This window comes from Streptomyces sp. NPDC014734, assembly GCF_043083325.1.
In the GTDB taxonomy this organism is placed as follows: Bacteria; Actinomycetota; Actinomycetes; order Streptomycetales; family Streptomycetaceae; genus Streptomyces.
Genome location: NZ_JBIBYN010000002.1, coordinates 247,032 through 264,668, shown reverse-complemented (window position 1 = coordinate 264,668; position 17,637 = coordinate 247,032). Strand labels below are relative to the sequence as shown.

The 17,637-nt window shown below is 65.6% G+C and carries 20 protein-coding genes and 3 pseudogenes; 5 read left to right on the top strand and 18 right to left on the bottom strand.

Features of this window, described 5'->3' with window-relative positions:
* Window positions 1-229 precede the first annotated feature (229 nt).
* A pseudogene (locus ACF1CT_RS05105) lies at window positions 230-461 on the top strand (integrase core domain-containing protein); the annotation flags it as partial.
* Here the strand turns inward: ACF1CT_RS05105 and ACF1CT_RS05100 are convergent.
* From ACF1CT_RS05100 to ACF1CT_RS05090, 3 genes are read right to left on the bottom strand one after another with little or no spacing between them, the layout of a single operon-like run.
* Window positions 458-793, bottom strand: coding sequence for a DNA-binding protein (locus ACF1CT_RS05100; RefSeq protein ID WP_391782369.1), 336 nt, complete (start codon window positions 791-793; stop codon window positions 458-460). The pseudogene ACF1CT_RS05105 and the gene ACF1CT_RS05100 overlap by 4 nt on opposite strands.
* 46 nt (window positions 794-839) lie before the next feature.
* On the bottom strand, window positions 840-2,048 hold the full coding sequence (locus ACF1CT_RS05095; RefSeq protein WP_391782368.1) for a hypothetical protein: 1,209 nt from the start codon (window positions 2,046-2,048) through the stop codon (window positions 840-842).
* A 52-nt stretch (window positions 2,049-2,100) separates the two neighbouring features.
* Window positions 2,101-2,412 carry a hypothetical protein gene (locus ACF1CT_RS05090; protein WP_391782367.1) on the bottom strand — a complete coding sequence of 104 codons (312 nt, stop codon included), beginning with the start codon at window positions 2,410-2,412 and terminating at the stop codon, window positions 2,101-2,103.
* Between the two features lie 100 nt (window positions 2,413-2,512).
* Here ACF1CT_RS05090 and ACF1CT_RS05085 point away from each other — a divergent pair.
* A pseudogene (locus ACF1CT_RS05085) lies at window positions 2,513-2,728 on the top strand (LLM class flavin-dependent oxidoreductase); the annotation flags it as partial.
* 429 nt (window positions 2,729-3,157) lie between these two features.
* On the opposite strand, the gene ACF1CT_RS05080 reads toward ACF1CT_RS05085, so the two are convergent.
* The 5 genes from ACF1CT_RS05080 to ACF1CT_RS05060 form a co-directional block, all read right to left on the bottom strand.
* Window positions 3,158-4,111 (bottom strand): hypothetical protein, encoded by a 954-nt coding sequence (locus ACF1CT_RS05080; protein ID WP_391782366.1) that lies wholly within the window; start codon window positions 4,109-4,111, stop codon window positions 3,158-3,160.
* Window positions 4,092-5,207 carry a DUF3696 domain-containing protein gene (locus ACF1CT_RS05075; RefSeq protein WP_391782365.1) on the bottom strand — a complete coding sequence of 372 codons (1,116 nt, stop codon included), beginning with the start codon at window positions 5,205-5,207 and terminating at the stop codon, window positions 4,092-4,094. Before ACF1CT_RS05075 ends, ACF1CT_RS05080 begins: the two co-directional genes overlap by 20 nt.
* Window positions 5,204-6,445 carry a DUF262 domain-containing protein gene (locus ACF1CT_RS05070; protein WP_391782364.1) on the bottom strand — a complete coding sequence of 414 codons (1,242 nt, stop codon included), beginning with the start codon at window positions 6,443-6,445 and terminating at the stop codon, window positions 5,204-5,206. Before ACF1CT_RS05070 ends, ACF1CT_RS05075 begins: the two co-directional genes overlap by 4 nt.
* 521 nt (window positions 6,446-6,966) lie before the next feature.
* Window positions 6,967-8,139 carry a serine/threonine-protein kinase gene (locus ACF1CT_RS05065; RefSeq protein ID WP_391782363.1) on the bottom strand — a complete coding sequence of 391 codons (1,173 nt, stop codon included), beginning with the start codon at window positions 8,137-8,139 and terminating at the stop codon, window positions 6,967-6,969.
* Between the two features lie 44 nt (window positions 8,140-8,183).
* Window positions 8,184-9,974 carry a hypothetical protein gene (locus tag ACF1CT_RS05060; protein WP_391782362.1) on the bottom strand — a complete coding sequence of 597 codons (1,791 nt, stop codon included), beginning with the start codon at window positions 9,972-9,974 and terminating at the stop codon, window positions 8,184-8,186.
* A 141-nt stretch (window positions 9,975-10,115) separates the two neighbouring features.
* Here ACF1CT_RS05060 and ACF1CT_RS05055 point away from each other — a divergent pair, with 141 nt between their 5' ends.
* A complete protein-coding gene (locus tag ACF1CT_RS05055; RefSeq protein ID WP_391782361.1) occupies window positions 10,116-10,901 on the top strand; it encodes an SAVMC3_10250 family protein in 786 nt (261 codons plus the stop codon).
* A gap of 89 nt (window positions 10,902-10,990) precedes the next feature.
* On the opposite strand, the gene ACF1CT_RS05050 is transcribed toward ACF1CT_RS05055, so the two are convergent.
* From ACF1CT_RS05050 to ACF1CT_RS05040, 3 genes are all read right to left on the bottom strand, one after another.
* The gene (locus ACF1CT_RS05050) at window positions 10,991-11,893 is read right to left on the bottom strand and encodes an LLM class flavin-dependent oxidoreductase (protein WP_391782360.1); all 903 of its coding nucleotides are present in this window, start codon (window positions 11,891-11,893) and stop codon (window positions 10,991-10,993) included.
* Window positions 11,894-12,005: 112 nt separating this feature from the next.
* Window positions 12,006-12,485, bottom strand: a complete 480-nt coding sequence (locus ACF1CT_RS05045) for an NUDIX domain-containing protein (protein ID WP_391782359.1) — start codon at window positions 12,483-12,485, stop codon at window positions 12,006-12,008.
* A gap of 88 nt (window positions 12,486-12,573) precedes the next feature.
* Window positions 12,574-13,491, bottom strand: a complete 918-nt coding sequence (locus tag ACF1CT_RS05040; RefSeq protein ID WP_391782358.1) for an FkbM family methyltransferase — start codon at window positions 13,489-13,491, stop codon at window positions 12,574-12,576.
* Window positions 13,492-13,592: 101 nt separating this feature from the next.
* Between ACF1CT_RS05040 and ACF1CT_RS05035 the strand changes: the two genes are divergently transcribed.
* Complete coding sequence (locus ACF1CT_RS05035; protein ID WP_391782357.1) at window positions 13,593-14,093, top strand: AAA family ATPase; 501 nt, start codon at window positions 13,593-13,595, stop codon at window positions 14,091-14,093.
* Here the strand turns inward: ACF1CT_RS05035 and ACF1CT_RS05030 are convergent.
* The 6 genes from ACF1CT_RS05030 to ACF1CT_RS05005 all read right to left on the bottom strand — a co-directional run bounded on the left by ACF1CT_RS05030 (window position 14,051) and on the right by ACF1CT_RS05005 (window position 16,513).
* Window positions 14,051-14,614 carry a hypothetical protein gene (locus tag ACF1CT_RS05030; protein WP_391782356.1) on the bottom strand — a complete coding sequence of 188 codons (564 nt, stop codon included), beginning with the start codon at window positions 14,612-14,614 and terminating at the stop codon, window positions 14,051-14,053. The genes ACF1CT_RS05035 and ACF1CT_RS05030 overlap by 43 nt on opposite strands.
* Window positions 14,611-14,931, bottom strand: coding sequence for a hypothetical protein (locus ACF1CT_RS05025; protein ID WP_391782355.1), 321 nt, complete (start codon window positions 14,929-14,931; stop codon window positions 14,611-14,613). Before ACF1CT_RS05025 ends, ACF1CT_RS05030 begins: the two co-directional genes overlap by 4 nt.
* Window positions 14,928-15,359: a hypothetical protein gene (locus ACF1CT_RS05020; RefSeq protein ID WP_391782354.1), complete on the bottom strand. Its 432-nt coding sequence runs from the start codon at window positions 15,357-15,359 to the stop codon at window positions 14,928-14,930. Before ACF1CT_RS05020 ends, ACF1CT_RS05025 begins: the two co-directional genes overlap by 4 nt.
* 33 nt (window positions 15,360-15,392) lie before the next feature.
* Window positions 15,393-15,896, bottom strand: coding sequence for a hypothetical protein (locus ACF1CT_RS05015; RefSeq protein ID WP_391782353.1), 504 nt, complete (start codon window positions 15,894-15,896; stop codon window positions 15,393-15,395).
* Between the two features lie 162 nt (window positions 15,897-16,058).
* Entirely contained in the window at window positions 16,059-16,265 is a 207-nt protein-coding gene (locus tag ACF1CT_RS05010; RefSeq protein ID WP_391782352.1) for a recombinase family protein, read from the bottom strand.
* Window positions 16,266-16,342: 77 nt separating this feature from the next.
* A complete protein-coding gene (locus ACF1CT_RS05005; RefSeq protein ID WP_391782351.1) occupies window positions 16,343-16,513 on the bottom strand; it encodes a hypothetical protein in 171 nt (56 codons plus the stop codon).
* Window positions 16,514-16,564: 51 nt separating this feature from the next.
* Here ACF1CT_RS05005 and ACF1CT_RS05000 point away from each other — a divergent pair.
* Window positions 16,565-17,008 (top strand): annotated as a pseudogene (locus ACF1CT_RS05000) (LLM class flavin-dependent oxidoreductase); the annotation flags it as partial.
* A 79-nt stretch (window positions 17,009-17,087) separates the two neighbouring features.
* On the opposite strand, the gene ACF1CT_RS04995 reads toward ACF1CT_RS05000, so the two are convergent.
* Window positions 17,088-17,630 carry an RNA 2'-phosphotransferase gene (locus tag ACF1CT_RS04995; RefSeq protein WP_391782350.1) on the bottom strand — a complete coding sequence of 181 codons (543 nt, stop codon included), beginning with the start codon at window positions 17,628-17,630 and terminating at the stop codon, window positions 17,088-17,090.
* Between the last annotated feature and the right edge of the window lie 7 nt (window positions 17,631-17,637).

Below are 17,637 nucleotides of genomic sequence, written 5' to 3'. Positions count from 1 at the left end.
GCGGAGATACCGGCTGGGCGTCGGTCCGCACCATGGACGCAAGCCGGTCACACGTAGCCAAGCTCCTTCAACCGGGCACCAAGTCTTGCCGCAGCAGCCTCACTCTGTGTCTCCAGGTCCACGAGCGAGGTCTCGTAACGGTCGCCCCATGAGCGGCAGAAATCGACCAGGCTCTGCCGTTCTGCGACAACGAGATCGTCTACTCGGGAGCGGAGATCCTCTCCAAGGACGTCGAGCACGATCTCGGCCCTGCCGCCCGCAGACCAACGGGAAGGTCGAGCGCTTCAACCCGCACCCTCCTGGACGAATGGGCCTACGCCCGCCCCTACCGCAGCGAGCAGGAGCGACGCGACGCCTACCCGACCTGGCTGCACACCTACAATCACCACCGCGGACACACCGCGCTCAAGGGCCAACCACCCGCCAGCCGCGTCCACAACCTCACGGGTCAGTACACCTAGATCGCGATGAGCCGTACGCGGTTGTGACACAGCTTGGCCATGTCGTCGATGTCGGACGTGGGCATGGCCACCGGGTCTGGCTGGCGGAGCGCCAGCTCGGCGACGGTGGCATCGATCGCGTACTTGTGGCCGTGTAGGCCGACCTCTTTCAGCAGCCCGGCGGCGGTGTTCACCTGGGCATGCATGACTTCCACGATGGTGTTGGCACAGGCCACGAGATCGGCCGCCATCGAATGGAAGGACCGGATCATCGCGAGCACGGCCCGGTCCTGCGAGATCCAGGCGGACAGCCCTTGGGAGTCCAGTACGACGGTCTCAGGGCGATGGTTCACGCGGCGCTCGCCGACTCCTCGTGTTCGGCCGTGCCGAAGATCGAGTTCAGCGCCGGCCCGCACCGAGCAGCTCGCGTAGGCGGTCGCCGATCACGGACACCCCAGGGCGCGGGTCGCTCTCGTAGTACCAGGGCTTGCGTCGGCGCATCAGCGCATCGCCGTGCTCGCTCCAGGTGAATCCGGGCTTCCTCAGCAGCTTCCGGAACACGGCGTCCGCTGTCTCCGGGTGAGCGGTGGCCAGCCGACGGATCGGCAGTGGCGTAATCGACTCCTCGCGCAGGTACGTGCGCAGCAGGCCCTGGTGCTGTCTGCGACCCGTAAGGGCGGGGTCCGCGAAGAGGTCCCGCAGCATCCCGTAGTCGGCGTAGAAGTTGAGCCCGTCGACCTGGTCGTAGATGACACCGACGGTGTCCGAGCCCGCCAGTTCTGACGGCAGCTCGAAGAAGGGCAGGTCCAGGCCAGGGAGCCGTCTGCGTCGGGTACGACCGGGCTGTGCGGCGACGGCTGCCTCCTGGCGGTGGCGGTAGTAGGCGTTGAGGAGGTCCTCGACCCCGGCAGGCGGAAGGACCAGTTCGTCGCTACCGCAGAACTCGATGAACGCGGCTCGGTCCTCCCGCATCCGCTGCCATCCCTGCTCGATCTTTTCTGGGTTGCGGAAGACCAGCTCGGGGTCGTGCGTGGCCAGTTGCAGAGCTGCTTGGGCGATATCGGTGGCGCTGGAACTGGGGTAGCTCGTCATCGCCCCGGACACCAACCACGCCCCGTCGGCCGAGTAGACGGGTACCAGGCAGGTAAGGAGGAATCCCCCCTTGGGTACTCCGCGGAACGCCGCCCGCCCGACATTCGAGTACGTGCGGTACTCCAGGTCGTCGACAAGGTTCAGCAGGATGACGGCATCCCCATCCTTGCGCCGGATCTCGAACACGCCCTCGACCGGGTAACGCCAGCCGAGCAGCATCGCCCGGTCGGCCGCAGTCAAGTCCTTCCGGCCGGCGACGAACCGGTCCACCACGGTCGAACCATCCGGCAGGCGGTACCCCAGGATGAAATGGTCGGTGATCCGGATCGCCTCCCCCTCGTCCAACTGCCGTTCAGGCCCAGCGGCCTCCAGCAGGAGGGGTGTCAACCACTGGTCGAAGCGGACACTCTGCGCAAAGGTGACCAGCCGCCCCTTCAATTCGGCGCTGCGCTCGATAAGATCGTTCAGCGACGGTTCACCGACATGCAGATCCGTACCTTGTACGGCCTCAGCCATGTTCAGCCCTTTCGTACGAGCCAGTTCCGCGTGAAGTGAGAGGTGTCCGACCTCAACCGACCCAGTGGCGGTACGCCTCGATCCACTCCGCCCCCTCAGGCGCCGGGCTGGGCAACGGCAGCTCCAGGATGCCGATCGACTGCTGGACGCGGCCACGAGAGCACAGGGCGACAATCCTGCCGTCGGGCGCGAGGCCGACGCCGTGCACAGTCACCTCGACACCGAGAATCGCGGTGGTGAAGGGCAGATCGAGGCACTCCTCAAGCAAGGTGAACAGACCGGTCAACTGCTCGCCCTCGTTGTAGGCGTCGACAGTCGCCTCTTCGATCATGGCCTCGAGTTCGGCCCTACCCAGCGTGCCCATGACGCCACGGTAGCCGCTCCATCGCTACGTCGGCACGGCTTCCCGAATCTGCTCTGCTGGCATACCCATAGCAACGGAAAGCCCACGTACCGTCGGGGTCATGCGTCTGAGCACGGTGATCCTCCCCATTCACCGATGGGCCGAAGGGCAGAAGATCTGGCGGCGGGCCGAAGAGCTCGGGTTTCATGCCGTGTACACGTACGACCACCTGTCCTGGCGGTTCTTCCGGAACGGGACGTGGTTCGGTGCCGTCCCCGCGCTCACAGCCGCAGCAGGGGTCGCACAGAGTATGCGTGTGGGTACGCTCGTGACGTCAGCCAAGCCTTTTTCATGCATCACGGCCTGAACTGCGAAAACGTCCCAGTCCCCACCTGCGACGGTGGGCGGCAGTCCTCAGCAGTGCTGAACCAAGCCATCCGTAGCGATCCGTTCGAACAACGAGCGGTCGTTCTCGAAACAAGACCGGCAGATGCCTGGCGGGGCATCAGGTCGTGGCACTTGGCGTACCCGGTGTAGCCAGCTTCGAGAGCCGTTCCACGGTCTGAGTGAGGCATCTTGCGCTCCAGGCGGTCCGTGCTCCCACCGAGGGATGCCTGATCATGGGCCGGCCAGGCGGGGCCTGCGCCAGATCGCTGGCACTTCAGCCTCTGTGGAACCAGCGGTGGTGTCAGCTCGACTGCCCCTGCCTCGCGCAACTGCAGGCGAGGCTCAGGGCGGATCACCCGAAACAGTGTGCGACCGCCATTCAGGTGGGCAGATGGTCGATGAAAGTGCCGATGAGGATCCTGCCGCCGAGAGTCGGCGCAGGCAGGCTGAAATGGATGCGGTTGCGGTGCGGGTCCTTCTTAGCGTGCCACTCGCAGCGATAAGTCTTCCCTCCATGTTCAACGTCCCGGAGCCTCATCGCCTTGACGTTGGCTCGTGTCTTAGGGCTCTCTGGCGACAGGTTGAGTCCCAAGTGTCCAAGGGTTGCTTGGACCGCGTAGGGCTGACCCATGTTCGCAGATATTGCGGTGGCAAACTCGTCGTTGATGGCAGAAAGTGCCTTGACCACCCAGTCACGCATCTCGCCGTAGCTGCCGTCCAACTTGCGGAACGTCAGCCCTGAGGACATGACGAGCGCAGGGAAGGCGAAGCCAGCAAGCTCGAAGAACCGATGTTCGGGAACGTCCTCACGCAAGTAGAGCTCCCGCCAGAACTCTGGCATTTCCTGTGCCGTGGCGAAGAAGTACACCTCTGCTGCGGCCTCCTCGCAGGCCACGCGCAGCCAGTTGCGCCGACCCGAGGAGGACAGCCCGAGACATGCCACGGACTTCCCGGCAGCAGCGCTATGCAGCGCATAGTGCACCGACCAAGCCGTGTCGATCGGAACCGAGTCGACCTTGACAGGGGCGGTGACGTTCTCGGACGAGTCCCAGCTGGTGCACTTGTCCATCAGCTTCGCGAGCCTTCTCCGGACATCCGGGGACACACTGCGCTTGCTGTGGTCGTAGAGGAACTGGCAGAGCTCCAGACGGTCTTCGCAGTCGATCACGCTCCACTCCGGAGAGGTACCGACTACATGTAACTCCTGGACCGTTTCCAGGGCGTCCGAGAGGTTCTCCAGCAGATCGCTCAGGGTGGCGTCGTCCACCCCGCGGAAATCGAAGCTGGACTCATCGACGATGATCCGGTACCTCTCATCTGCCTCGCCGGGCACGCGACAGCCTCCCCAGGTCCCGTTCCAACTGGTCGAAGAAGCCCTTCGGCCATGTGGTCAACTCGCCTCGCGGTGTGATCTCCACCGGCGTCGATCCGAGCGTGTCCTCATCAAAGTAGTGGATGACCGCGTCTCCTGCGGCGAGTGTCCGCTCCTCTGCGACTGCCAGACGGACACCGTTCAGCACGTGGTCACTGTGCGTCTCCAGCAGGACCTGGACACCGCTGCCGGCGACGCGGCCCAGGAAGCGGCCCAGCTTTGACTGTCCGCCTGGATGGAGATGTGCCTCCGGGTTCTCAACGATCAGCATGTCGCAGGGTTGGGTGAGGAGTCCCGCGACGATGATCGGCAACGCGTAGGAGAAGCCGAAGCCCATGTTCGCCGGGCGGAGCGGGTCGCTGAGCCCGAACGAGGTCAGGTCGTGGAAGCGGATGGTGCTCGCCGTGATCCCCGCCGGCCACTGCGCGGAGATCCGGATCGGACGGATGATCTCCGACGCCCACGCCTCGACTTGTGTTCGCAGGCTGGAGATGTCCTGGGTGGTATCGGTGTCCGAAGACAGAAGTGGTTCGCGGACCTGGCGAGTGTCGTGCAGGGCGAGCACCTGCGCGGTGTACTCGCCCTGCACGCCGACGCCGATGTAATCGGGATGGCCGGCGGAGACGGTCAGCTGGTCTCGAGGCCCCAGACGCTCCGCGCAGAGGTAGGTGAAGCCGGAACCGCTACGAGCGAGCTCCGGTAGCGGCTGTACCTGCGAATCGCGAACGTTTAGGTGCAGAGCACGATCCTGGGGTACTTCGAACTTGTACGTCCGCGGCTCGAGCAGCTCGTCGCTGCGCAGTTCGATATCGATGTACGGATCGGCGAGGTCGCGCTGTTGAATTTCCTCCGCCTCGCCCAGCGCCAGGCCGTACGGCCCGTTGAGCTGGACGACCTCGGTCCCGGGCAAGTCGACGAGTTGGCGGACCAGAAGAAGGGTTTGCACCACCGTGCTCTTGCCAGTGCCGTTGACGCCGGTGAACACGGTCAGCGGACGCAGAGTGAAGGAGGTGTCGGCGAACCGTTTAAAGTTGCGTACACGCAGGACGGTGATCAAAGTCCCGCCCTCGCGGCCTGCTCGGTGGCGGAAAAACGGTAACGTACGCGTCGTAGGCCGCTGGTGGAAGACGTGATCGACTCCAGGTACTCCAGGTCCGTGGTCATCAGCTCGCGGGCTGCCCTGACAATCTGGTCCTTGCGCTGCTTGAGATCGTCGGCTTCGAAGCCGGCGAGCGTGGTTCCCCAGGCTTCGAAGAGCGCTCGGTTGACTGGGTTACGGTGCTCGTCATCGACGGGCCACTTTCGGAAGGTGTGCGCGCCAAAGACGTGATATGCATTGGACATTCCCCCCTGGAACCGGGCGATCAGTGACTCGACTGCGTCATCACTAACCCGCTTGGGTTCGTCCAGCAGTGCAGTGGCCCGCTGGAGGAACGCATCCATGGCGGGATCCTCCGCATAGCCGTCCACACCGAGAAGGTGGAAGGCCGCGAAGCGCAGCGCCATCTCGCGGTCGTGCATGCGCTTGTGACCACCAAGCCCGTTCGTTGCCTCGTTGAACTGGCGGAGGAACGTCATGCGTTTGAGGATTGCCCGGCTGCGTGGTCTGCTCATGCAGTGCCGGATCTCCTGGGCATTGAGCGGTGTCCCGCCCGTGTTGATGCGCTTGAAGATGTCGAACATGATCCGCGGCGGCGTCGTCGGATCGATGACATGAACAGTGATCTGCGCGTTGTAGATGCGCCGCTTCAGAAGAGGGGGCAGATCCTCGAATCGCTGGCCTTCTAGAGACAGGTACTCCAGCTCGCGGAGTCTGAACCTGCTCACCTCGTTGCCGCGGACGAAGTCGCGGATGGTCGACAGGCGCTGGAGTCCATCGACCACGCGCATGTTCGCCTGACTGTCCTCCGCGAAATAGAAGGCAGGCAGCGGGATCTGCAGTAGTACCGACTCGACGAGACGAGACTTCTGAACGGGCTTCCACACCTCGTCGCGCTGGAAGTCCGGAGCAAGTTCGATCGAGGCCTCCTCGATCATGTCCAGCACGTTGCGCAACGAGAACTGCTTCGTGTTCACCCGGATCTGCTCCGGGTTCCAGGGGGCGGAGGATTCCCCGAGGTCTTCGCCTTCCTCGGACTCGGGTTCTTCTTCCGCTTCGACGTCGGTCCCTCTGTCGAGGAAGTACTCCTCGTGGCCTTCACGCAGCTCTCGGACCCTGTCCATCACCATGGACCGATCATAGTGGCCACCTACCAACGTCAGCCCGGCTGTCACGCCCGGGGCCAGTTCGCTCATGAGGTCGCTTCCGCGCTCGATCTGGCGCTGAGCGATTGGTGCTCCTCATGGGTAGCGGCGTCGGCAAGGGACTGCTCCTGCTCGGCGACGAACGTTCGTCGCGATGGGATCGTGTGTTATTGGTGACCGGCGGTTCGACGGGGGCCTTCCACTGCTCGATGGAGCGAGGACAGCGTGTTCTCCTTGTCGGGGTCAGCATCGGTGGGCGGGTCGCTTTGGTGCTCTCGGGGTCGGCATCCTCGATGTTGATGACCGGGCCCTGCCGGAGACCGACAGCTCAGGTGTACAGCGCAGTCTTGGACCCGGTCGAACGGACGGCGTTCCCACGGGCTGGCGGAGCTTCCGGGACCAGCTGTGGTTCGGGACGATTCCGACCCTTACCGCCGCAGCGACAGCTACACAGGGTGTGCGCCTGGGTACGCTGGTGATGTCGGTCAAGCCTTTTCGCCTATCGCGGCCTGACTGCAACGGCACCTACGGCAGCAGTTTTGAGTGCCGCTCTGACGACACACGCAAGCTCGTCACTTTGCTCCCGACCTTGTGATCCATCTTGCGACACCTTCGAAGGCGTTGAGTGCCTGAATGTCATAGGGACCGAAGAAGTCCCGACAATCACGGCCAAGACGGTTGTATAGGGCTGCGGCCCCTCGTGCATCGCCCGATTGGCCGGTGAGCTCAGCGTGCTCTGTGCGCGCCTCGATCACTGCCTGATGGTCTGGACCGAACCGGAGCTCCAATTCGAAGATGCGGCGATCCAACGCCCGGATTCCCTCCGAATGGCGAGCACCGTTGTCCGCCGCGCCAGACAGGGTTGCGCGTCCGCCCGCATCAACCAGGTCTTCAATATCCAGAGAGCCCTGGACATCCCTCATCACCTCCGCAACCGCTCCGGCGCTTCGCGGTCGATGCGCCGGGTCCTTGGCCAGGAGGATCCGGACAATGGAGTCGAGTTGGTCGGGAACGCCGGGGCGATGGGCGCTCGGCGGTGCCGGCGCGTCTTCCTGGTGCATTCTGCCCACGGTCATCGGGTCGTCCCGAGGGGTGCCGAAGGGTGGGCGCCCAGTCAGCATCTCGTACAGGACGCAGCCCACTGAGTACAGGTCACTGCGCGCGCTGCCCGGTTTACCGTTCCACCGCTCTGGTGCCTTGTACAGCGGGGTGCCCACGCCCGTATGAGTCTGGGTGACATCGGCGAAAGACGCCAACCCGAAATCCACGATCTTCACCTCGCCCTGGTTTGTAATCATGATGTTGTCGGGCTTGATGTCGTGGTGGAAAACCTCGCACGAGTGCGCGGCGTCGAGGCCCTCGCAGATTTCGCGTGTCCATCGCACGGTTCGCTCAAGTGTGAGGGTGGGCCCCGTCTTCAAGTGATTGGTGAGCGACTTGCCTCGGACGTACTCCATGACGATGTAGAGCTCGCCGTCATGTTCGCCAGTGTCATAGATGTGCGCGACGTGAGGATGGTTGACCCGTGCCATCGCAAAGCTCTCGCGCTCAAACCTCTTAACCATCCAATCGGTGAACTCTGTGAGGGCTCCCTGCTGGCGGAGGCGTCGCCGGGCAAGGAACTTCAGAGCGACTGTCCGGCCCAGCTTTGTGTCCTCGGCTGGCCATACGTCGCCCATGGCACCACTGACAGGCCCATCATCCGTCGCCTTGAAACGGCCGCCAATCAGTTTGGAGGTGTCCATCTGGCCCCTTTTTCCGTTCCTGGTCGACTCGGGTTACCCTGCGATCAGTTCTGTTTGAATTGCCCTCCCCATTGAACGAGGGGAGTCAGTTTCCCCATTCCCTCATGCCAGTCCTCGAAAAAATCCTCAGTCTGGCGTAGTGCCTTGCTCAGCGTCGTGACAGCATCATTTCGCAACCGGTTTCCCTGATCGCGTACGTGCTTCTTGCGGAGCGGAACGCTCCATATCTCCCAGATCATCCACGTGAACATACCGAACGTAAGTAGGAGATATGTCCACCGTGACATGCCGTCGGCAAACGGCACTACGAGCACCCCGGTGAGAATGCCGATCGCAAGGGCAAGAATCACGCGGGGCCATCTGCGCACCACGGCGTCCGACTGAACCTGGGTCTTTTGCTCGATGTGCGTGGCGAGTTCTTCGACAAGTGGTCCCGGCTCCACCACAATTCGCGGGTCCGTCGCGATGGTGCAGGACCAACCTGCGACCCTCAACGTGATGTGATGAGGAAGGCGCTGTCGGGAGAGTGCGACAAATCGCTGCGCGGCGCTTTCCAGTGCAGGCCAAATGGCATGTAAGGCCATGCGGCGGGCCGGCTGGCCGAGCCGCACTTCGTCCGGCTCGAAAATGGCTTGGTCAAGGAGCGTCATGAGCGAGACTGGGGTGGCGTCAGGCGTGAGTGAAACCTCGTGTGCTCGATCGGCTGCCTTTAGGTCTCCCCCATGCTCGATCACGCGCTCAAGTCGCCGCATCTTTTCGCGCATGTCCGCTTCATCTGGTTCAAGTTGATCGATGAGGCGTTCCAGGGCGCTCTCCACGTGGCGGCCGGTGCCGACCGATGCGATCCCTTCGGCTCCGTCCGGGAACATACGTCTGAGATAGGCCAAGGTCTCACCAGGCACGGTCGCGAGCTCCCAACCGACCCGGAGCGCTTCCCACTGGTCTGCACATGTCTCGCGTAGATCTGTATACCGTTTCTCGGCGATGCGGCTACGTAGGCTTAACATTCGGGACGTCAGGGAAGTACCATCGTGCGCATTGACCGTTTTGTGTGTGTCGACCGAGTAGCCGGAGCTGTCTGGATTCCACCCGGCCATGGTCTGCTGAGCGTACCCAAGTGCCTTTTCACCTAGCTCCCTGCTCGCAATCGCGTCCAGAACGACAAGGAAGTCCTGCCCTAGTTCGTCTGGGTCGAGCGACTGGAGATAGAGGTCGATCCATGCGCCAGCTTTGGCTTCGTCTCCGAGGCGAGAATATGTCAACGAAAGAAAGAGGTTCGCCTTGGCGGCATCCAAGATCAAGGCATGTGACTGAGCACGCTCCGCCTGCTCTTCCTCGTCACGGAAATTGGCCGCGACCGCCAAGGTGGCAGGCGCAAGCCAGTAGGTTGGTTCGAGAAGCAACCGTTCTTCAGAGCAGGCGCGCACAGTGGCTGTGTTCACCATGTTTCTGTACACCGCCTGCGCGGTGAGGGTGTGCACCAGGCCACGAGCCAGGGCACGGGTCTGTTTGCGCTGGGCGAAGTTGGCGTGCCACTCGGTTGTCAGGCGAGACAGTTCGGCCTGAGCCTTGGAAACTTCCCTGTCGCGTCCATATTGCTCGATGAAGGTGTCGAGAGTCTGGCGTGTGTCGGTGACCGCGCTCTCCAGCCCCGCGATCTCTTGCCTCACATTGGTGACCTCGCCGCTGAGCCGCACGACGTCCGCCCGCACGCCACGCAGCCCATCCCAGAATCCGTCCAGCGTCTCCTCGTGACGCCCTTGCCCCTTCTCTACTCCTTCGATTCGTTCGCCGAGTTGGTGCAGTGCCGAATCCGGCTCAAGACGATCTTCCATGACGTCCCCCCGAGGCCATCGCCGCGTGCAGTGACTGACGACCCATTGTCGACACCGTCGGAGCATGTGGTCGGCAAATGGCTTGTTTTGCACCGTTCTTGAGCTGTTTCGGCCACTGTCGGTGGGGGGTGGCAGTATGTCGTGTCACGTGGCCAGCCGATCGGACAGGAGCGCCCCTTGCGTGAGATCGTTTACTTGTCAGAAAGCAAGCTGCGACAGTTCCTGCCTGAGCCGAGACGTGTCCCACGTACTGGTGCTCTCCGCTTGACCACTCCACTTGGCGGCATCGACATGGACGCGCCAGCGGCAGATGTGGAACAGGGGCAGTTGCGGCACCTGCGTGACGTGCACAAGCATGTTGAGCTCGTGGCTGGTTGGTATGCGTCGCCCGACTTACGACCTGGTCAGTGGGTGCAGTTCGAGGTACCCCTTCGTTGCGTAACGCTCAGCGGAGCTCACCAAGATCTCGTACTGTTTGTGGACTCCGCAGGCGGAAGAGGAACAGATCCTGACGCTGACGGCCTCTGCCGTTTACTCATGCATGGGTCGGTCCGTCATCTGAGGAGCTGGACCCCGATGTCTGTGGACGGACCCGCGCTGGAGGCGGAGAGCTCAGTCTCTAGCCTGGGGGCTGCATTCGTCACCAGAGTCGGCCAGGTCGTAGATGTGCTCACCAGCCATCGGGATCCGTTGCCAGCAGAGCTGACGTCATCCCGGACGGAGATGCGATTGCATGGCCGCGGTGTGCAGGAACTGCTCGACGCGCTGGATGATGAGGACGACGACATCGACGTGTCCGCGATGATGACTGGATACGCCCGTGTCACGGGAATTCTTCCCAGCACCAGTGCCACACCTCGGTGTGTTGTGGCGAGTCCCCTTGTGGTGGAGTACGCGACGTCCGATTCGGAGTGGGCCCCTGCGTGACTCGGCGGCAGCTTGGTTGGCAGACGGCCCAACTACGATCTGAGCCTTGTGACTGCTGGATCTTTAGTTCGGCCCCTTCAGTGCGTCCATTAGCTGAGTTGCTTTAGCACCTGGGTGGCGATGCGCTCGAAGACGACCAGGTCCGCTGCGAAGTCAGAGTCGGGGATGGGCCAGTGGACCACGATTTCGGTGAACCCGAGGTCGCGGTGGCGACCGGCGAAGTCGACGAAGGCGTCCACGGACTCCAGTGGCCGGTTCCGGTCGGGGGTGAAGCCGTGGAGCAGGATCTTGTCGAGGTCGGCCACGTCCCGGTCGGCCTCGGCGCACGCCTTGCCGAGCCTCTCGATCTGTCCGCGCAATGCCTCCACCGACTGCTCCGGGGTCCCCTCCTCGTACAGCTTCGGGTCACCGGTCGTCACCCACGCCTGCCCGTACTTCGCTGCGAGCTTCAGTCCGCGTGGGCCCGTCGCCGCCACTGCGAACGGGAGTCGGGGGCGCTGTACGCAGCCGGGGAGGTTGCGGGCCTCCTCGGCCGTGTAGAAGTCGCCCGTCTGTGAGACCGCGCCCTCGGTGAGCAGGCGGTCGAGCAGTGGCACGAACTCGCCGAACCGGTCCGCCCGCTCCTTCGGTGTCCACGCGTCCTGGCCGAGTGCGGTGGCGTCGAAGCCGTTGCCGCCGGCACCGATGCCGAGGGTGACGCGTCCGCCGGAGATGTCGTCGAGCGAGATCAGTTCCTTGGCGAGCGTCACGGGGTGCCTGAAGTTTGGCGACGTAACCAAGGTGCCCAGGCGCAAGCGGTCCGTAGCCGTGGCGGCGGCGGTGAGGGTGGGCAGGGCGCCGAACCACGGGCCGTCACGGAAGCTGCGCCAGGAGAGATGGTCGTAGGTGTACGCGGCGTGGAAGCCGAGTTCCTCGGCGCGCTGCCACTTGGCGCGGCCTCCCTCGTGCCAGCGGTCGACAGGAAGGATGACGGTGCTCAGACGCAGGTTCATGCCGGTGAGCTTACGTCGAGCGCGTTCCTGGTCGCGGCTCGACGTAAGCGAGTCCCCACTGATCAGGCGCGGTGCCGTGCGGCCGCCGGGCCGTCCAGAACAGCGAGACGATTCAGTTCGTGATAGCGGCGGGCCATCCGTAGCGGGAGAAGAACGGGCTGCCATCCCTATACGCAGCCAGGGCTTGTGCGGCCGTCGGAAACGTGGGCTCGGGGAGGCGTTCGGCCGCGAGCCACTGGGCTGCGAGATGTTTGTCCGGTTCGGCGTTGGTCAGTTCACCAGTCCATGTGTCGGTGGCGAAGGCGAAGAGCACGAACTGCCCAGACCGGTCCCAGCCCTGCTCGACGTGAACGACGTGGACGAGTGAAAGGTCGGCCGGGTCGACGAGAAGGCCCGTCTCTTCCTTGAGTTCGCGGGCGGCGGCTTCGTCGAGGGGTTCGCCGGGTTCGGCCTTGCCGCCGGGAAGGGTCCAGACCGGTTGCGGGGACCAGCTACGGGCCCCATAGAGCAGGGATGCGATCGTGTCGGTGTTCTTGTCGTGGACGATCACGCAGACCGCATTGCGACTGTTCATCACGCTGTTGTTGCTCATCGTGTCCGCTCCTTGTCGACGTGCTTCGGGTTCATCGGGGTCCTGCGGGCATCCGGGGTGCCAGCTTCCCCTTGGAGCGCGGGCGCCTTCAACGCCCCGACGCGAGGTGGTCCGCATCGGTCCGCGAGAACACCAGGTCGGTCATCTCCTCGGGGACCGTGGTGCACCGAACGGGCGGCTGCGGGTGCCGCATGGTCCTGGGACAGGTGGTCGGGTCGTAGTCATTGGTGAGCCTGTACGCATGGAAGCCGTTCTCGCTCAGGATGCCGATGATCCCGGTGGCGCTCTCGCCCAGCTTGGCCAAGAGCCGAGGGGTGACCTCCACGACAAGTTCCGCGTCGTCCGGCAAGTGCGCGAGCGCCGGTAGCAGTCCGCGGATGGCTGCTGCTTCGGCGCCTTCGATGTCGATCTTGATGGTCCGCGTGGTGGCGAACTGGGCGTTACTGATGAGGCTGGCAAGGGGCGCGGTCGGTACATCGAAGGACATGTGGGCGTGGCGGGGTCGTACGGCGGTGGTGTGGCCGAGGTTGGTGGGGTCCGCCAGGTACAGGGTCTGCCTGCCGTGAGTGTCGGAGACTGCCGATCGGATCGACTGGATGTTGGTGCGGCGGTTGGCAGTGATCGCGGCGGTCAGGTCGTCGTGGAACCTTGGGGAGGGTTCTACGGCGATGACGTGGCCGTGGGGGCCGACGGCGTGGGAGGCAAGGAGGCTGAAGGCGCCCCGGTGGGCTCCGACGTCGATGAAGGTGTCTCCGGGGCGGAGCCGGTCACGGAAGAAGGTGCTCAGGTTCGGTTCCCACTCACCGAACAGGTATGGGTAGCGCTGGATGACGTCGCTGGTGGTGAGGCCGATCTTGTCGCCAGATCGCAGCCTGACGGTGGTGTGGACGGGGTGGGTGCGCAGGTGTTCGTCGAGGAAGCGGCCGACGAGCCGGGCCTTGCCCACCGTTCCTGGGGCGTAACGGACGTAGGCCCGCAGGGCGCGGGCGAGTGCGGAGGCGGACACGGGCGGCTCCTTCGGGTGGTGGTGAGGAGGAAAGGGGCCTTGGGCCGACCGACGGTGGCAGACTGACCAAGGGACGCTGGTGGTGTTGAGGGGGGTCGGCGGTGACCGAGCGCACTCCGGTGGTATTCCTGCTGGTGGGGCTCACCGGCTCTGGGAAGACCACTTATGCCCAGCGGAAGTTGGAGCCGGAGGGCGCTGTGCGGCTGTCGGTGGACGAGGTCGTCCATGAGCGGCACGGTCGGTACGGCGTCGACTACCCGGAGAACACCTACTTCGAGAAGGAGGCTCCGGTCGTCGCCGAGCTGCACGAGCGGCTCGCCGACCTGGTCGACGAGGGCCGGGATGTGGTGTGGGACCACGGGCTGTGGCCGCGTAAGGACCGCGACGCGATGAAGGATCTGGTGGAGGCGGTCGGCAGCCGGTGGCGGCTGCTGTACTTCCCGGTGGAGCACGACGAGTTGCTGCACAGGCTGGCGGAGCGTAATGAGCGGGAAGACGCCAACGCGCTGGTCGTGACCCCGGAGGCACTGGACGACTTATTTGCTCGCTTCGAGGAGCCTCAGGACGAGGGCGAAGAGATCGTGGAGCCGGGCTGGCTCTGAGCCGTGTGCGGGCGCCAGACGGCTGTGATCTTGGCGGCTTCGACGGCCCAGTCTCTCGGCAGCCGATCAAGCGTGACGTGACGGAAGGCCAGACGCGGGTCGGCGACATCGATCCGGCCGTTGTGGCGGTCGATGTGCTGCAACAGGCGGGACGCCTCGCTGCGGACGGCCGGGGTGCGCTCGGCCCACTCGCCGGACGTGAACCGGTCGACCCGTCGGCGCAAGTCGTCCAGGACGCCCGAGCGCCACTTGAAGTGGTGCACGCATGCGAGCGTGTCCGGGTTTTGCTCGTGGCCCGGTGCCCGGTGGTTGCCGGACGCAATGGCTACAGAGGAGTGGGCAAGAACGATCTTTCGGGGGTCGCCCTTGAGGAGCCGGTGGGTGAGGTGCCCGCCGAGCGGGAAGGACCGGTCCAGTCCGGTTTCGGGGCCCCAGAGCGCCAGACGGCCGTCGTTCGTGGCGCGGTCGAGCATCAGCCCGCCGGTCACCTGGTGCTTGGCGGACTCGGCCCGGGCGATCATCTCGGTGAGCGGGGTGGGGTAGGTCTGGAACTCAGGTGCCAGCCGGGGCCCGCCTGCTCGCGCGGGAAGTCGCGGAGCTGGGTGTTGGTGTGCTCGTGCCAGGGTCCGGTGCTGATCCGGGCAGGGACGATGCCGAGGTCGTGGCTGGCCGCGATGAGCTGGTGCCGCCAGGCGTCGTGGACGTGGTCGGGGAAGTGGAAAGCGAGGTGGAAGCGATCGATGCCGAGCCGGCGGTAGTGGGCGGTCCAGGCGGCCAGCAGGGCCGGTTCGACCGGGCCCACCACCGCGACCAGGGCTGGAGAGACGGGCGTCTTCATCGGCATTCCTTGGTCAGGCGGGTGTAGGTGTCGGTGAGGAAGGTGGCCTGGTCGGCCGCCGAGTTCATGTCCAGAGCCCCGCACGCTGACGGGCCCGGGAGGGCGGGAATATCTGCCGTGAGCTGGTCCAGCGCGTTGGCGAGGGCGTCCGGATCACCGGCCGGAAAGAGCCGGGTCCAGGCTTCCTCGGCGAGGCGGGCGAGGGCCGTATCGACGGTGGGGATGTCCTTGTACAGCCACCAGCCGCCGACCACGCACACCGCCTTCGCGTCTGCGGGGATCGTGAAGGCGCTGCGGGCTCCGCCGCGCTCGGAGTCGGCAAGCGGGCGTCCGTCATCAACCGCGAACGCCCGCACCTCGCCGGGAAGGTGAGGGAAGTGCGGTCCGACCTGGTCACGGACGGCGGCGGTTGGGTACAGCGCGATCACCCGCTTCTCGCCTTCGCGGGCGAGCCGGCTCAGCTACCGGACGGAACGGTCTTCGGTGGTGACCGCCTCGTGGACGAACCGCAGGTGCGGGGCGCCGCCGAGCAGGGCGGTGGCACCGTGCAGGGCCTCGCTCGCGCTGAGGATCACCACGGACGAGGCTCGCGGGGCGAGACGGCGTGCGGTGCGAAGGCAGGCGGCCTCGGTCAGGCACCGGGCGAGAAGGGTGACCTGGTGCGGGGACCTGCGGACCGTCTGCGGCCAGTTCCGGGAGGCGAAGACCCGCTGACCGGCGGCAGCGACGCGGGCTACGGCCCGCGCGACGCCCAGAAGGATCCTCGCTGCCGGTCCGGCCGGACCGGCAGCGACTCGGGCGCCCGACCGAACCAGCGGGGCCATGTCCTCGCTCAGGCCGCCGGGGGCGATGACAAGGCTGCTCGGCCGTTCGGCGGCGAGCGCCGCCAGCGTGCGCTGGTGGTGTCCGCCGCCCCGGTGTGCGTACGGCTCGATCAACACCAGCGGCCCGGGAGCGGTGTTCACCCGGTGACCGCCTGCTCGCCGTACACCGTGGTGAAGTGCTGGTGCAGCCAGGGCGGGTCATTGAGAGCCTCGAAGCGCGGAGCATCTCGGGCAGCAGCCTTGGTGAAGTCGAGTCCGTCACGGGCGCCGGCCGCCGCATAGGCGGCGAATTCGCCGTCGCGGCTAGCCGTCGCCCTGGTGCATGCGGATGCTGGCGACGTGGCGGGAGTCGAGCAGGGCCCGGACGGTGCCCTGGGTCCATTCCTTGCCGTACACCGTCTTGATGCCGCGCTTGTGGAGGACGAGGGCGATGGCGACCGGGCTCTGGCCCTTGAGGTAGCGGTCGAAGACCTCGCGGACGATCTCGGCCTCGTCCTCCCTGACGGTCATGCCGTCGGGCTCGTACCCGAACCGCCGCTTGCCCAAGTGCGGCGTGCCGGTCTCGGCCCGTTCCGCGAGCGCGGACTTCAGGCGGCGGAGGTGTCGTCGGAGGAGCGGCAGGCGTGGGCGACCTCGATGCGGAGGATGAACCGGTCGTCGGGGTCGGAGAGGTTCCGGCGGTTCGCCTCGCCGTGCAGCACGATCTCCTGCTCGTCGGAGACCTGGAGCAGCTCCTCCAGGTCGCGCGGCTGCCGCATGAGCCGGTCGGGGTGGTACGCGATGATGTGCCGGAACTCGCGACGCCGGGCGCGTCCGAGGCGCGGAACATCCCGGGCTGTGTGCAGCGCCCCCGGCTGCCCTTCGCTGTCGCCGCGACCGGCCCGCGCGGGCTCGGGCTCGCGGCACGGTACGGGCAGGCGTGGGTGACGACGGGCGACCCGAAACTGTTCGAGGAGGGCACACCGGCACAGTCGGACGAGGCGCTCCGCGGGCAGGTCCAGCGGCTCGGCGCGGCCTGCGCCGAGATCGGCAGGGACGCCGGACCGATGGACAAGATCCTGCTGACGGGCTTCACCCCGGAGCGCGGTCGCCCCCTGGACTCGGTCGACGCGTTCGTCGACTTCGCGGGCCGCCACCATGATCTCGGCTTCACCGAACTCGTGGTCCACTGGCCGATCCCGGACTCGGACTTCGCCGCCGATCAGACCGTCTTCGAGAAGATCGCCGCGGAAGCCTTCGCACAGCTCGGCTGAACCAATCGAGCGCGGGGGACGGTCCGGAGAGTCCACTCCTTCGTCGGCCGGGGTGCTGCCGGCGCCCGGGCCGTGGTGGTCAGCCGCGGAAGCGCAGGAACGCGGGCGGCACGGCGGCGGTGAGCCAGACGCCGTTGGCGCTGACGCAGAAGGTATGGCCCGCGCGGTGCATCGCGGCGGCGTCCACGGACAGCACGACGGGGCGGCCGCGCCGTGCCCCGACCCTGGTCGCGGTCTCGCGGTCGGCCGAGAGGTGGACGTGTGTGCGGTTCATGGGGCGCAGGCCCTCACGGCGTATCGCGTCCAGCGCATGGCCCACCGTGCCGTGGTAGAGGTACGCGGGCGGGTCGGACGGCGGGAGGCCCAGGTCCACCGGGACGGTGTGGCCCTGGCTCGCACGGATACGGCCGCCCTCGACGGCGAAACGCTGTTTGTCGTTGGTGGCGACGACGTGGTCGAGCTCGGCCCGGGTGAGGGGGACATTGTTGCGGGCCATGGCGCGCAACAGCTCGTCGATGGGCACCCAGCCGTGGGCGTCGAGGGCGATCCCGAGCCGCTCCGGCTGATGGCGCAGATGCTTCGAGAGGTATTTGGACACCTTGACGGTGCGTTGCGCGTCCATGACCACA

What these genes read in the sequence shown, in the direction of transcription:
- ACF1CT_RS05060 (WP_391782362.1), bottom strand. Translation starts at nt 9,974, where the DNA reads ATGGAAGATCGTCTTGAGCCGGATTCGGCACTGCACCAACTCGGCGAA.
- ACF1CT_RS05065 (WP_391782363.1), bottom strand. Translation starts at nt 8,139, where the DNA reads ATGGACACCTCCAAACTGATTGGCGGCCGTTTCAAGGCGACGGATGAT.
- ACF1CT_RS05045 (WP_391782359.1), bottom strand. Translation starts at nt 12,485, where the DNA reads ATGAGCAACAACAGCGTGATGAACAGTCGCAATGCGGTCTGCGTGATC.
- ACF1CT_RS05070 (WP_391782364.1), bottom strand. Translation starts at nt 6,445, where the DNA reads ATGAGCGAACTGGCCCCGGGCGTGACAGCCGGGCTGACGTTGGTAGGT.
- ACF1CT_RS05050 (WP_391782360.1), bottom strand. Translation starts at nt 11,893, where the DNA reads ATGAACCTGCGTCTGAGCACCGTCATCCTTCCTGTCGACCGCTGGCAC.
- ACF1CT_RS05090 (WP_391782367.1), bottom strand. Translation starts at nt 2,412, where the DNA reads ATGGGCACGCTGGGTAGGGCCGAACTCGAGGCCATGATCGAAGAGGCG.
- ACF1CT_RS05010 (WP_391782352.1), bottom strand. Translation starts at nt 16,265, where the DNA reads ATGACCGTCAGGGAGGACGAGGCCGAGATCGTCCGCGAGGTCTTCGAC.
- ACF1CT_RS05025 (WP_391782355.1), bottom strand. Translation starts at nt 14,931, where the DNA reads ATGAAGACGCCCGTCTCTCCAGCCCTGGTCGCGGTGGTGGGCCCGGTC.
- ACF1CT_RS04995 (WP_391782350.1), bottom strand. Translation starts at nt 17,630, where the DNA reads ATGGACGCGCAACGCACCGTCAAGGTGTCCAAATACCTCTCGAAGCAT.
- ACF1CT_RS05030 (WP_391782356.1), bottom strand. Translation starts at nt 14,614, where the DNA reads ATGATCGCCCGGGCCGAGTCCGCCAAGCACCAGGTGACCGGCGGGCTG.
- ACF1CT_RS05095 (WP_391782368.1), bottom strand. Translation starts at nt 2,048, where the DNA reads ATGGCTGAGGCCGTACAAGGTACGGATCTGCATGTCGGTGAACCGTCG.
- ACF1CT_RS05005 (WP_391782351.1), bottom strand. Translation starts at nt 16,513, where the DNA reads ATGCGGCAGCCGCGCGACCTGGAGGAGCTGCTCCAGGTCTCCGACGAG.